This is a genomic window from Myxococcus virescens, from assembly GCF_900101905.1.
GTDB classification, from domain to species: domain Bacteria; phylum Myxococcota; class Myxococcia; order Myxococcales; family Myxococcaceae; genus Myxococcus; species Myxococcus virescens.
Genome location: NZ_FNAJ01000018.1, coordinates 91,068 through 104,706 on the forward strand (window position 1 = coordinate 91,068; position 13,639 = coordinate 104,706).

The 13,639-nt window shown below is 70.3% G+C and carries 10 protein-coding genes; 1 reads left to right on the forward strand and 9 read right to left on the reverse strand.

The genetic code is table 11. From position 1 onward, the window contains the following. The 6 genes from BLU09_RS32430 to trpS all read right to left on the reverse strand — a co-directional run bounded on the left by BLU09_RS32430 (position 1) and on the right by trpS (position 9,543). Positions 1–2,064, reverse strand: coding sequence for a cyclic nucleotide-binding domain-containing protein (locus BLU09_RS32430; protein ID WP_090494435.1), 2,064 nt, complete (start codon positions 2,062–2,064; stop codon positions 1–3). Next, entirely contained in the window at positions 2,064–4,184 is a 2,121-nt protein-coding gene (locus BLU09_RS32435) for a HEAT repeat domain-containing protein (protein ID WP_090494437.1), read from the reverse strand. The genes BLU09_RS32430 and BLU09_RS32435 overlap by 1 nt, the downstream gene beginning before the upstream one ends. An 86-nt stretch (positions 4,185–4,270) precedes the next feature. Next, complete coding sequence (locus tag BLU09_RS32440) at positions 4,271–6,466, reverse strand: pseudouridine synthase (RefSeq protein ID WP_090494439.1); 2,196 nt, start codon at positions 6,464–6,466, stop codon at positions 4,271–4,273. 24 nt (positions 6,467–6,490) lie between these two features. Further along, positions 6,491–7,480, reverse strand: a complete 990-nt coding sequence (gene scpB / locus BLU09_RS32445) for an SMC-Scp complex subunit ScpB (RefSeq protein ID WP_090494442.1) — start codon at positions 7,478–7,480, stop codon at positions 6,491–6,493. Next, entirely contained in the window at positions 7,467–8,336 is an 870-nt protein-coding gene (locus BLU09_RS32450) for a segregation and condensation protein A (RefSeq protein WP_090494444.1), read from the reverse strand. The genes scpB and BLU09_RS32450 overlap by 14 nt, the downstream gene beginning before the upstream one ends. Before the next feature lie 163 nt (positions 8,337–8,499). Next, positions 8,500–9,543 carry a tryptophan--tRNA ligase gene (trpS, locus tag BLU09_RS32455; protein WP_090494446.1) on the reverse strand — a complete coding sequence of 348 codons (1,044 nt, stop codon included), beginning with the start codon at positions 9,541–9,543 and terminating at the stop codon, positions 8,500–8,502. A 259-nt stretch (positions 9,544–9,802) separates the two neighbouring features. On the opposite strand from trpS, the gene BLU09_RS32460 reads away from it, so the two are divergent. Then, positions 9,803–10,975: a DUF4388 domain-containing protein gene (locus BLU09_RS32460; RefSeq protein ID WP_090494448.1), complete on the forward strand. Its 1,173-nt coding sequence runs from the start codon at positions 9,803–9,805 to the stop codon at positions 10,973–10,975. Positions 10,976–11,026: 51 nt separating this feature from the next. On the opposite strand, the gene xerD is transcribed toward BLU09_RS32460, so the two are convergent. From xerD to BLU09_RS32475, 3 genes are read right to left on the reverse strand one after another with little or no spacing between them, the layout of a single operon-like run. Then, positions 11,027–11,959, reverse strand: a complete 933-nt coding sequence (xerD, locus tag BLU09_RS32465; RefSeq protein WP_090494450.1) for a site-specific tyrosine recombinase XerD — start codon at positions 11,957–11,959, stop codon at positions 11,027–11,029. 45 nt (positions 11,960–12,004) lie between these two features. Beyond that, on the reverse strand, positions 12,005–12,985 hold the full coding sequence (locus tag BLU09_RS32470) for a hypothetical protein (protein WP_090494451.1): 981 nt from the start codon (positions 12,983–12,985) through the stop codon (positions 12,005–12,007). A 22-nt stretch (positions 12,986–13,007) separates the two neighbouring features. After that, positions 13,008–13,619, reverse strand: coding sequence for an L-threonylcarbamoyladenylate synthase (locus BLU09_RS32475; RefSeq protein ID WP_090494453.1), 612 nt, complete (start codon positions 13,617–13,619; stop codon positions 13,008–13,010). Positions 13,620–13,639 lie beyond the last annotated feature (20 nt).

Genomic DNA, 13,639 nt, shown 5'->3' on the forward strand with positions numbered 1-13,639 from the left:
TCAGACGAGGATGAGGTCTTCCTCGACGCCGGCTTCGGTCAGCACGCGCTGCGTGCGCCGGAGCCGTTCGTCGCTCAGGTCGGAGATCAGGGCCAGGATCTGCGGATGGCTGGAGATGAGCGCGTCGAAGTCGGCGCGCGGCAACCGCAGCAGCGTGGTGTGCCGGGTGGCGGTGACGGTCGCGGTGGCAGGCGTCTTCTGGAGCAGGGAAATCTCTCCGAACACGTCCCCTTCCCGGAGCTGCGTCAGCAGGTGGCCGTCCTTGCGAACCTCCACCTCGCCGGACAGGACCACGTAGAGGCCGTCCGTCGCGTCGCCGTCACGGATGATGACGGTGTCACGCTCCACGTCCCGGGAGCGGAAGCGCTCCACGAGCGCGCGCCGGTCCTTCCGCCCGAAGAGGCGGAACAGCTCCGACGTGTTCATCACGTTCGTCAGCATGCGCTGCCGGCAGAACTTCTTCAGGGCCTGGGCCACCTGCGGGTGGCTTCCCGAGAGCTCGCCGAGCACGCTGGCGGAGATCTCCAGGAGCTGGGTGTCGTCGGACGCGGACTCCACCGAGGCCGTGCGCGCCGCGCCGGACAGCAGGGCCATCTCTCCGAAGAAGGTGCCTCCTTCGAGCGTCGCGATGTCCTGGCGCTGGCCCTCCTCCGTCCGGAAGACGCGCACCGCGCCCTCGCAGATGACGTAGAAGGCATCTCCGTGGCTTCCCTGCTCGATGATTCGCTCGCCCGGGCCGAAGCGGCGCAGCGGGCAGCGCTCGAACAGCTCGATGAAGGCGTCGCGAGGCAGATCCGAGAAGAGCGGGATCGTGGGCAGCGCGTCCAGGGAACCCGCTTCGGGAGGGACTTCCTCGGTCAGGCTGTAGATCTCATCCTCGAGGCCGTCGCTGATGGACGTGCCCCTCAGGCCTTGTCGATCCAAGCCCGCCTGCGCGGCCAGCTCCACCGCGTGCAACAGGGAGTCGGCTTCCAGCTCCAACTCGGTGAAGGAGGACGGACGCGTCGCCGTCCGGAAGGAGGCGCCCAGCGCGGGTGACAGGTCGTGGCCCGGGAGCGCGGTGGCGCCCGCGGGGACCGGTGGGTCGGCACGGCGCGACCGCAGTCCTGGGGGCGCGGAGGAGGCCGCGGCTTCAGCACCGGCGGGCGCGGCCTGCGCGGTGATGGGCGACGACAGGGCTTGCCAGCGGCCGCTGTTCGAGACGGACCGTGGCGGTGCGGACGGCGCGGGTTCGGGCGCGCGAGCAGCGCCCACCGCGGGCAGCCGCTGCGACGCGCGGGGTGCCAGTCCTGGCGGCAACGCGCTCGTCGCCGGACGCGCACCTCCGGGTTGAACAGCGGGAATCCGGGTCGCGAGCGGCGGCGCTTCTGGCTCACGGATGGCCATCGCGGGCGGGATTGAGGCCGCCACGACGGGCTCCAGGTCCAGCGTCAACTCCACGCCAGCGGTCCCCTCTTCCGACGCCAGTCCTACCTCGACTGAGTGGACGACTTCTTCGGTGCCACGCGTGGACGCCTCGGTGGACAACAACAGCTCTGGAGGCAGCTCCGCGGACAGGTCCACCGCGGGACCGCCGGCCTCCAACGGGGCTGGCGAAGCAGTGTCCTCTGCCTCCCCCACATCAATGGCGGCGCCGGACGCGCGCACTGTCTCGGGCAGGCGCGACGCCCCAGCAGGCTCGGAGGACGCCTTCACCGTCACGGACGACGCGCTGCTCATCGGCCCCCGGGCCCGTGCGCCCATGGGCGTTCCCCGGCGCGCGTACAGGTCCGCGAGCATCTGCTGCACGCCACGGTGCGCGGGGTCCAGCTCGAGGATGAGCTTGCTCGCGGCGATGGCGCGCGGAAGGAACCCCTCGCGCGCGAAGCCTTCCGCGGCGGATTGATACGCCGAGATGGCCCGGTCCCGCTGCCCCGCCTTCACCCAGGCATCCCCGGAGCGCAGGCGTGACTGATGGTCCTTGGGCTCGGCCCGGCAGTAGTCCTCGTAGAGCTCCGCCGCCTTGGAAAAGCGTCCCTTGGTGAATGCCTCGGACGCCTTGTCCTTGAGCTTGCGCAACTCCATCAGCGAGCACCCTCCGACGCGGTGCTCGCGGACGCCGGTGCGGCGCCCGCGGCCTCACGCACCGTCCGGAAGTAGTCCGCCTTGAGGGCCTCCAGCTGGTCCGCGTGCTCGGCGCTGCCCAGCTTCCGGAGCGACGAGGCCGCCGCGGCGCGAATCTCGGGCAGGTCGTGGAACAGGTCCTTGGCCACCGCGTCCGCCGCCTGCGCGTCGCCGATGCTCCCCAGCGCCAGCAGCACGTCGCGGCGGGCCACGCTGTTGGGCTCGTCCAGCGCCTTCACCAGCGTGGGCACGGCGTCCTTCGCCTGAATCCGTCCCAGCAGGGCTGCCGCGAGCGCCGCTTCCGGTCCACCTTCGCGCACCACGGCCTGGAGCTGCGCGGAAGCGGAGCCCGGCACCGCGCCGGCGCGCGTGAGCGCATCCAACACCAGCAGCTTCTCGCTCCCCATCTTCGGCAGCACTTCGATGAGCGCGGCCTGCCCCGCCTCGCCGGCCTCCGCCAGCGCCTGGGCCAGGGCCTTTTGCAGGTCGCGGTCCGGCTCGACGAGCCCGGCCTTGGCCACGTTGACGCCCTCGGGGCCCAGCCGCGCCAGTCCCACCAGGGCCGCCACGCGCAGCGCGGCGCTGGAATCCTGGGTGTAGCCGGTGAGCAGCTCCAGGGCGCCGGGCGCCTTCAGCGCCCCCAACGCTCGCAGCAGCGTCGCCAGCGGCACCAGCCGCTCCGGCGCCACGTCGTCGTACAGCTCGGTGGGCACGCGGTGCCGCACCACGTCCCGCCCGGACTCACGCACCCGGGCAGCATTGAGCTCCTTCACCCGCCCCAGCAGGTCCGCGTGCCGCGACGGCCGATCATCCTTCAGGCCAGGCGTCGACGGGGGGGGCGGCATGGTCGAAGGGTCGAACCCCACGCCGAACTTCTCTGGGAGCGCTTGGGTCACCCAGTCGGCGCGCAGCGCTTCCAGTCCCTTGACCTCCTGCTCGTAGAGCTTCTGCAACGCGGGCACCACGGAGGCATCCCCCACCTCCGCCACGGCCTCCACCGCGAGCAGGCGCAGCGTGGCGTCGGGATGGCTCAGCCACGGCACCACCTTGCCGAGCAGCGGCAGCGCCGCGGGTCCCAGCCCCTCGACGGCCTGGAGGCCACTGGCGGCCGTGGCCGGACGTGCCAGCCGCTCGCCAATGGCGTCCACCGGACAGCCGCCGCGTGAGCGCATGCTCCGGCCCGCGACGAGCGCCTCCGCCGGTGCGCCCTCCATGACGATGGCGCACAGCGCAGCATCCGTCTGCGGCGTTCGGGGGAAGGACACGATGGCGTCGATGGCCAGCGGGCTGACGGCGCTCTTCTCCACCGCCACCAACTGGAGGCGCTGCGTGGCCACCGGATCCTGAAGCTTCATCAGGGCGTGGATGGCGGACTCGCGCAGCTCGGGGAAGTTCTCCTCCAGCAGCAGCGCGATGGGGCTCACCGCGCGCTTGTCGCCGGCGTCACCCAGCCCGCGCACGGCGGCGGCGGCGAGGATGACCTGGCTGTCGCGAACCAAGGGCAGCAGCCGGTTGACGGCGTCGGGACGGCCGCTCTTGCCCAGCTCCTCGGCGGCGCCCACGCGCTCGGGCAACGCGCCTTCGGTCAACGCGAGCTGGTTGCGGTCCCACTGGGAGCGGGCCTCGGCGGCGACCACCTCCGCCATGGCCCCCGGAACGTTGGCGTTCTTCAGGGCCTGGACGATGACCTGACGCGTGGCCCGGCCCCGCCGTCCGTACTGGAGCGTGAGGTACGCCTTGGCCTTTTCGTTGTTCACCTTGGACAGCGCCATGGCGGCGCGGCCCTGGACCTCTTCGTCCTGGTCCTCGAGCAATTCGCCCAGGAGGTCCACGACGCGGGCGTCCTGGCTCTCTCCCAGCGCCACGGCGGCCTCGGCCCGGACGATGGCGGCGAAGTCCTTCGCCGCGCGGGTGAAGAGGACGAGGTCATCCGGGTTGCCCTGCCCGGCCAGCTTCTTCACCGCGAGAGCGCGGACCTCCGGACGAGGACTCTGAAGGTCCGCGAGAAGCTGGTCCCTGCTGCCGTTGCAGCCGAGGAGCAGGGCAAGTGCGAGAATGAGGGGGCGTGCGCCGGTTCGCATCGGTCTCCGGTGAGGGAAACGGTGTAGGAGTTGGCGCCGGTTATATCAATCCCCCTCGATTCCCGCCCAATCCACCGCGTCATGTATCAACGCGGACGGCGAGGCCCCCGGGGAGGCGGCCGGCCCGCGCCGCCTCGGGGACGCTCATTGCTCCAGCTCGGGGCGCTTGCCCGCTCCTTCTTCTTGCCCCAGTCCTGGAATCCGCCGGACTTCTCGGCGGGAGGACCCTTGCGAGCCCCGGCCCGGACGACGCGTTCACGGGGATTCCCGCTTTCGTCGGTGGGCGTCCAGGTGCTGCGTGCGGGGCGTCCGCCCTCGGAGCCCTCACGGCGAGGACCACCTCGGCCACGCGGAGCGTCTGCCCCTTCGGCGCGAGGCTTCCACTCACGGCGCTCCGGGCGGCCCGCACCCGCGCCTCCGGAACGGGGCGAGTACGGACGGCCTTCACCCCGCGGGGCACGGCTGGCGCCGCCGCCAGCCCCCCACGACTTGCGCTCCGGACGGCCTTCGCCACCCGCGCGCGGTGCGCGAGTCCGCGGCGCGGCGTCTCCGCCCGCGCTCCACTCACGGCGCTCCGGACGACCCGCGCCACGGCTCTTGGGGGCTCCGCCCTCGTCACCGCCAAAGGAGCGACGGGCGCCGCCGGCACCACCGAATGCGCGCCCCGCACCGCGAGCGCCCGTGTCACGGCTCCGCGGACCGCTGCCCGCATCGCCGCCGAAGGAGCGGCCCGGACCACGGCTCCGAGGAGCGCCTGCCTTGTCACCGCCGAAGGAACGGCCGCGCGGTGCGCCCTCATCGCCACCGAACGAACGGCGTGCGGGCCTGCCCTCGTCACCGCCGAAGGAGCGGCGCGCGGGCTTGCCCTCGTCACCACCAAAGGAGCGGCGCGCGGGCTTGCCCTCGTCACCACCAAAGGAACGGCGCGCGGGCCTGCCCTCGTCACTGCCGAAGGAGCGGCGTGCGGGCTTGCCCTCGTCACCACCGAAGGAACGGCGCGCGGGCCTGCCCTCATCACCGCCGAAGGAACGGCGCGCGGGCTTGCCCTCGTCACCACCGAAGGAACGGCGCGCGGGCCTGCCCTCGTCACCGCCGAAGGAACGGCGCGCGGGCTTGCCCTCGTCACCACCGAAGGAACGGCGCGCGGGCCTGCCCTCATCACCGCCGAAGGAACGACGCGCGGGCTTGCCCTCGTCACCGCCGAAGGAGCGGCGCGCGGGCCTACCCTCGTCACCACCGAATGAGCGGCCACGCGGCGCGCCAGCCTTGTCACCGCCGAAGGAACGGCCACGCGGCGCGCCCTCATCGCCACCGAACGAACGGCGCGCGGGCTTGCCCTCGGCCGAACCCGCCTTGGGCCGACCGAAACGCGCCAGGCTCGAACCACCCGCGGACGCGGCCTTGGCCGCACGGGCCGGCGCCTTGCGCGCGGGCTTGGCGGCCACGGGCGCATCATCATCCATGGACAGCTCCGCCTCATCGTCCGAGTCGAAGCCCGGAGCCGCCCGGCCATGCCGGCGCGGAGGCAGCCGCAGCTCCCCCGTCGGCGGCGCGGCCTTGCCATCCGACACCGCGTTCAGCAGCTCCACCTCGCTCGTCTTGAGCGGGCGCAGCTCACCGGGGCGCAGGCCTTCCACGCCCACGCCGGCGTAGGACGGACGGAACAGGCGCACCACCGGGTGCCCCACCGCCGCGCACAGCCGCTTGATGAGGTGCGGGCGTCCTTCCGCCACGACAATCTTCAGCCAGGTGTTCCGCTCCGCCGCCTCGAACACGCTCACCGACACCGGCGTGGCCATGCCGTCCTCGAGCCGCACGCCGCCGCGCAGCTTGTCCAGCGTGGCCGTGTCCGGAGCGCCCTTCACCTTCGCCAGGTAGGTGCGCGGCACCTGGAAGCTGGGGTGCGTCAGCTTGTGCGCCAGCGCCCCATCATCCGTGAACAGCAGCGCGCCTTCGGCGTCGTAGTCCAGCCGGCCCACCGGGAACAGGCGCTTGCCCGTCTCTTCCACGTAGTTGGCCACCGTGGGCCGGCCCTGCGGGTCCGACAGCGTCGTCACGACGCCCACGGGCTTGTAGAGCAGGAAGTAGGAGGATTCATCCGGAGGCGTGACGAGCGTCCCGTCCACCGTCACCAGGTCGGTACCGGGCTCCACCCGGCTGCCCAGCTCCGTCACCGTCTTGTTGTTCACCGCGACGCGGCCCGCGGTAATCAGCTCTTCTGCATGCCGGCGCGAAGCAACTCCCGCGCGGGCCAGGTACTTCTGTAGTCGTTCGGCCGCCATACCATCCTTCTTCCATGCTGCCCGTCACTCGGGCTTGGGCCCCGTCGTATCACCCGTCTCGGGTTTCGGGGGCGTCGTGTCCAGGACGCTGGAGCTGACCTTTTGTGTCCGGTCCGCGGCCGCCATGGCCTCTTCCAGGTCCTCTAGCGCGGCTTCACTGGCCGCCGCGCTCTTCTCCATCCGCTTCGTGAATGCCGGGTCCGACAGCGCTTCCACCGTCCCCGCAGCCGGGGGCGCCGGCTTGTCTTCCTTCTCGACGATCTCCCGGTGCTCCTGCGTCAGCTCGTGGAACTCACGCAGCGTGGGCAGGGCAGACAGGTCCTTCAGTGCGAAGAACTCCAGGAACTCGCGCGACGTTCCATAGAGGATGGGCCGCCCCACTTCTTCACGCTTGCCCAGGATCTTCACCAGCTTGCGGTCCATCAACGCCTTGATGACCGCGCCGCAGTCCACGCCGCGGATGTCCTCGATTTCTGGCCGGGTCACCGGCTGCCGGTACGCGATGATGGCCAGCGTCTCCACCGCCGCCCGGGTCAGCCGCTGTGGCTTCACCCGCAGGTAACGCCGGACATATTCACCCGAATGCGGGTCCGTCCGGAACTGCCACCCGCCCGCAACCTCGTACAGCACGATGCCGCTGATGCCGTCGCGGTGGATGCCGGAGAGCTGGTTGAGGGCCTCGGCGATGAGCTCCCGCTCGATGCCGGTGGCCATGTACAGCTCGTCCACTGACAGCGGACGCTCCGCCACGAAGAGCACGCTCTCGATGACGGTGCGGATGCGGTCCGTGGACAGCTTGCGGCTCTTGGAGAGGAGCTTCTCAAAGGACGTCTCCAGGTCCGGAGGCGCCTCGTCCGAGTCCTCCTCGATGGAGGCCGCTTCCAGCTCGTCCAGCTCATCCGCCGGGCCGGGGCCCGTGACAGCAGCGATTTCCTCTTCGGAGAACGGGCCAGGGCCACCGGGCGTGCCCGGTTCGGGAGTCTCGTCCTGCGGTCCGTTGCTACCGGTAGTCACTGTCGTCGACCTCCGTGGGAGCCAGCTTCTCCAGCGCGTCCCCGTTGGGCAGCAGCAGGATGGGCCCCAGCGGCTCGTCCTGCACCACCCGGATGAGCCGCCGCTTCACCATCTCCAGGATGGCCAGGAAGGTGATGACCACCTCCTGTCGCGACGGGGTTTCCTCTTCCGTGAACAAGCTCTCGAACAGAACCTGTCCATGCGGGCGCAGGCGCTCTACTACGCGGAGGATGGCCTCGGACAGCGTCACGCGCTCCCGGACCACCTCGTGCTGCAGTTTGGGCTGCAACCGCTCCAGCACCCGGTCGAGCGCCTCCACCAGCTTGAGGACGCTGAACTCCTGGAGACCCACCTCCTCCTCGGGGATGGGCACCGCCTCCACCGGGACGTTGCGGGCGAAGACGTCGCGGCCGAGCAGGTCCTGCGTGGCGAGCTGTTCAGCGGCGTCCTTGTACTTCTGGTACTCCAGCAGGCGCCGCACCAATTCCGCGCGCGGGTCCTCGGTCTCCTCGGCGACCGCGAGCACCTCCGCCCCCTCCTGCGCCGAGACGACGTCCTGCCGGGGCAGCAGCATGCGGCTCTTGAGGTGCGCCAGGGTGGAGGCCATCACCAGGAACTCCCCGGCGATGTCGAGGTTGATCTCCCGCATCCGCTCCAGGTGCTCGAGGTACTTCTCCGTAATCAGCGCCAGCGGAATGTCGAAGATGTCGACCCGATGCTCCTTGATGAGATGGAGCAGCAGGTCCAGCGGACCTTCGAAATTGGGCAACGCGATGCGGAAGTTGTCGCCAGGACTCCGCGGCAACTCCCCTTCACGAGGGGCCTCATCGGTCGGCGAGCGACGGTCCTCACTCACCGGATGTCCTGGATGGCGTCAACGGTGTGGGTGGGGGCGCGTCATCGCGTAAGGGCCCGACTTTCTTAGGCAGCGGGCACGAGCCTGGAGGACACACACCCATACCAGTGGCCCCCAGGAGGGTCAAACAATCGGCAGTGAAAGCCCGTTCAGGCACACGGACTCATGGGACTCCCACGGCCTTGCGGACCTGGTCCATGAGGCGGCTCGCCTCGGCCCTGGCCCGGCTGGCGCCGTCCTGGAGGATGCGCTCCACCTCGCCCGGGTCGGCCGCCAGCTCGGCGTACCGCTGACGGGCCGGGCCAAAGGCCGCATGGTAGGCCTCCAGGAGCTTCTTCTTGTAGTCGCCGTAGCCCTTCCCGCCCGCCCTCCAGGTGGCGTCCACCTCGGCGAACTCGGACTCGGGAAGCATCAGCTTCAGCAAGTCGTAGAGCGGCGCATCGCTGACGAGCCCGGGCGGCGGCGACTGCGTGGGCAGCGGCTTGGGCGCGTCCACCGGCGTCGAGTCCGTCTTGATGGACATGATGCGCTTCTTGATTTCCTTCTCGTCCCCGAACAGCTCGATGGTGTTCCCGTAGGACTTGGACATCTTCTGTCCGTCGACGCCGGGCACCGTCTGGGTGGTCTCCTGGATGCGCGCCGCGGGCAGCTTGAGGATGCCGGGCGCATGGCCCCGCTCCTTGCCTTCCGGGTCGGCCGGGTCGTAGCCGGGCACGTACTGGGTGTTGAACTTCACCGCCCAGTCGCGCGCGAACTCGATGTGCTGAATCTGGTCCTTGCCCACCGGGACGAAGTCCGCGCTGTAGAGCAGGATGTCGGCGGCCATCAGCACCGGGTAGGCGAAGAGGCCGAAGTCCGGGCTGATGCCCTTGGCCACCTTGTCCTTGTAGCTGTGGGCCCGCTCCAGGTGCGCGTGCGGCGTCACGGTGCCCAGAATCCAGTACAGCTCCAGCACCTCACGCACGTCGCTCTGCCGGAAGAGCACGGCCTTCTTCGGATCCAACCCCAGCGACAGGTAGGCCATGGCGGCCTCGCGCGTCAGCGCCAGCGCGGCCTTGGGATCCCTCACGGTGGTGAGCGCGTGCAGGTTGGCGATGAAGTAGTACCCCTCGCCTTCATCCTGGAGCTGCACGAACTGGCGGAGCGCGCCGTAGTAGTTGCCGATGTGCAGCCTGCCGGACGACTGCACTCCTGAAAGAATTCGCATGGACTCGCTCTGATTCGGTTGGGCGGAATCGGGAATCGGACGGGGCTCGTTCGCACACCCGACGCGGCCCTGCAACCGTCCGTTGCCCGTGTCCTGCGCCCGTTCAGTATCCGAAGTCAAGACGGACTCTCCCTGGAACTTTGCGTCCCGCCAGGAAATCCCGAGCAAATTCAGGCACTTGCAATTGAATCACAGTGGGGTGCGCCGGTACCCTTGGGGTTCCTCACGCGGGCCAACCCACCTTGGAGGAAGCACCTGCATGGAGCCATTCAACGGAAGTCTCGCCAACTATCGCTTGCAGTTGGTGATGCCGCCGCTGTTCAGCGCGCCCGGGGTTGAAGGGGTGCTGAGCGTGGAACGTGGCGCGGTGCGGCGCTGCTTCCACGTCAAGGACGGCTACCTGGTGGGCGAGAGCTCCAACGACCCACGCGAGCACCTGGCCCAAATCCTGGTGAACCTCCGCATCCTGGACGCCCCCCGCGCCGCGGCGGCCTTCGAAGCGGCCGAGGGGGCGGGCATGCCCTACGGCACCTTCCTGGTCCAGCGCTGCTTCGTGGAGCTGCCCCGCCTCATTGAGGCCCTGGAGCACAAGGCGCGCGAGTCCCTGTTCGACTGCTACGCCTGGGAGTCCGGCGAGGTGGGGTTCACCCCTGGCCTGCCGCCCTCAACCCGGGCCATTGGGCTCAAGCTGTCGCTGTCCACCCTGCACCGTGACGCGGTGTCGCGGCAGCGCGAGTGGAGCATGTTCCGCGACATCTTCCCTCGGATGGACACGACGTTCCGCGTCTTCCGCGAGTTCGCCGTGGAGACGTACTCGGAGGAGGAGGACGTCCTGCTGGACCTGGCCGCGAGCGGCGCCACGCTGGGAGAGCTGCTGGCGAGCGCCCGGGAGGCCCCACTCTTCGCCGCGCGCTGGGTGCTGCACCTGTACCGGCGGGGGGCCCTGGCCCCGCGCAAGGCCCTCGGCCCCCGATTGGGTGAAGCCGCCGAGTTGGAGGAGCTGCTCACCCTGGTGAAGCGCTTCCTGGAAGCCGGCCAGTATGACCATGCCGTCGCCCTGGCCGCGCAAATCCTGGAGCAAGGCCCCGTCCCCGAAGCCCACGCCCTGTACCGCGAGGCGGAGATCCGCCTGACGCTGGCCCTCAGTGACGAGCTCTTCGCGCTCGACGGGCGCCTGGTGTTCGAGCCGATTCCGCGCCCCACCCCGCCCGACCTGACGGCGGATGACCTGTACCTGTACTCGAAGCTGCGCGGCAGCCGGAGCATCCGGCAGGCCCTGCGCACGGCGGCCATGGGCGAGCTCGCCGCGTCCCGCTCCGTACACCGGCTGATGGCGTCCGGGCTGATTCGCGTGGCCCCGCTGCCAGGGAGCGGGCCCCGGCGGGCCCACACGGACCCGTTCGGCCTCCCCATCCACGGCGTGGGGAGCTGAGCGCCAGCGGACGGAACGTTCCGCCCACGGCGCCGAGGCCCCGGACCGCCCCTACCGCGCGGCGGCCCGCGTCTTCTTCGCCTTGGGGACGAAGACGTCGCTGCGCGGGTGGAACTCGTCGTACACGGACCGCAGCCGGGCGGCGTTCACGTGGGTATAGATTTGCGTCGTGGCGAGGTCCGCGTGCCCCAGCATCTGCTGGACGGCGCGCAGGTCCGCGCCGCGCTCCACCAGGTGCGTGGCGAACGAATGCCGCAGCTTGTGGGGCGATAGCGGCTTCACGATGCCCGCCTTCAGCGCGTACCGCTTGAGCAGCTTCCAGAAGCCCTGCCGCGTGAAGCCAGAACCTCGCGGCGTGACGAACAACGCCTGGGACTTGCGCTGCCCCAGCACCGCCGGCCGGGAGTCCGCCAGGTACGCCTGGACCTTCTCGATGGCCACGCTCCCCAGCGGGACGAGCCGCTCCTTGGCGCCCTTGCCCTTCGCCACCAGATAGCCCGCCGTGAGCTGCACGTCGTTGATGCCCAGCCCACACAACTCGCTCACGCGGAGGCCGGTGGCGTACAGCACCTCCAGCATGGCCTTGTCACGCACGCCCGTGGACGTGCGCTCGTCCGGGGCCGCCAGCAGCTGCTCGACCTCTTCCAGGGTGAGGAACGACGGCAGCTTCCGGGCCGACCGGGGGGTGTCCAGGTCCTCCGTCGGGTCCTTGTCCGCCATGCGCTCGGCGACGAGGAACCGGTGGAAGCCGCGCAGGGCCGCCAGGTGACGGGCCTGGCTGCGCTTGCCCAAGCCCCGCTTGCCCAGCGAGGCCAGGTGCGCGGACACGTCCTCCTGCCGCGCCTGCGTCACGTCGGAGACGCCGCGGGAGCGCAGGTCCTCGAAGTACACGTTGATGTCGGCGGCGTAGGCGTCCACCGTCTTGCCGGACAGTCCGCGCTCCGCGCGGATGAAGGCGATGAACGCATCGAGCATTCCTTCCATCGCCGCGCAGGCTACCGGAGGCGCGCGGCGAGGCAACTCAGCGGCTCAGGCCCGGGGCTCCCTCGCCCCCTCCGGCGACGCCGACTCCAGCGCCTGAACCACCCACGGCCAGCCCACCACGATGTTCCCCGGCGAGCGCAGGCAGGCATCCGCCACCGCCAGCACCTCCGCCGGCCGCGAGCGCACCGCCAGCGCCAGATGCCGCCCCAGGAAGGGATGCGGCAGATAGCTGAGGTTGTGGTGACGCACCGGCACCCAGCCCAGCGTGGGCCGCCCCGTCCAGCGCTCCACGGCGTACGCCACCGCGGACGCCAGCACCTCCAGCGCATAGAGCGGCAGCCGGAACGCACTCACCAGGAAGGCCACCAACGCACTGGCGGCCACCGCGCCGGCGTAGGACGGATTCGTCGTCCCACTCCAGAGCAGCATCGGCGTCAGGCTGGCGAGGATGGCCGCCATCTGGACCCGCACCACGGAGGGGCCCCGGCCAATGGCGATGCCGCTGATGCTCCCACACGCCAACCCAGCCACGCTCCCCAGGCACACCCCCACCACCATGCCCGCCACCCCACCCAGCTCCGGCCCGAAGGCATCCGCGGCCGTGGCGTGCAGCCCCAGCAGCGTGGCCAGACTGGACAGCGAGCCCAGCAGAACGCCCGCGGCCAGCCCCAACACCTGCGCCACCAGCAGCCCCACCGCCGAGCAGAACAGCGCCGACAACACCCAGCCTCGCTCCAGCGGCAGGCCCGCCGTCACGAGCGCCAGGCCCAGCACCTGCGTCACCACCGGCGCGCCGACGAGCAGCAACAGCAGCATGCGCCGGACATAGACGGCCGTGGCCCGGTCTCCCTCGGACTGCTCGCGACACAACGTCCCCAGCCGTGCGCCCGGAACGCGGATGCCCGCGGCTCGCAGCCGGTAGTGCAGGTCCACCGGCCGGAACAGGAGCAACAGCAGTAATTTGAGCAGCCCTGGGACCTGCTCCGGTGCATCCACGGAGCTCGGCCGTGTTCCCCCCTGTGCCAAGAAATCCCCCTATTCTCGGGTTCTAGTCCTCCAGCCTACCCTTCCCCTGCCGGAGGATTTCAAGTGAATCGCCGATGAGTGAAATCACGGTCGACGGTTCATTGAGCGTCACGCCCCCGTCAAGGATGAGGTCCAGGCCGTGGCCCAGCGCTTCCTTGATATCCTTTGCGTCCGTGAGGGGCTCACCCTCCGTATTGGTCGCGGAGGTCGTCACCAGAGGGCGGCCCAGGGCTCGGGTCAGCTCGCGAACGAGCGCCGAGTCCGGCACCCGGATGCCCACCTGCTTCTGCTTGGACATCATCAGGTCCGGCACCAGACGCGTCGCTTCCAGGATGAAGGTGAACGCACCCGGAGTGAGGCTCTTCATGGTCCGGTACGCGAAGTTGCTCACGTGCGCGTAGCGGGCCACGTCCGACAGGTCGGGGCAGAGAAAGGACAGGGGCTTCTTCTTGTCGCGTCCCTTGAGCTGGTACAGCCGCTCGATGCCCTTCTTGGAGCTCAAGTCGCAGCCGAGCCCGAAGTACGTGTCCGTCGGGTAGGCCAGCAGGCCGCCGCGCCCCAGCAGCTCCACCGCTCGTTGGATGTGGCGGGGTGAAGGGTGCTCCGTGTCCACCTCGAGGATGGGTGCGGCCATGATGTCCTCCGTGCCTCCTG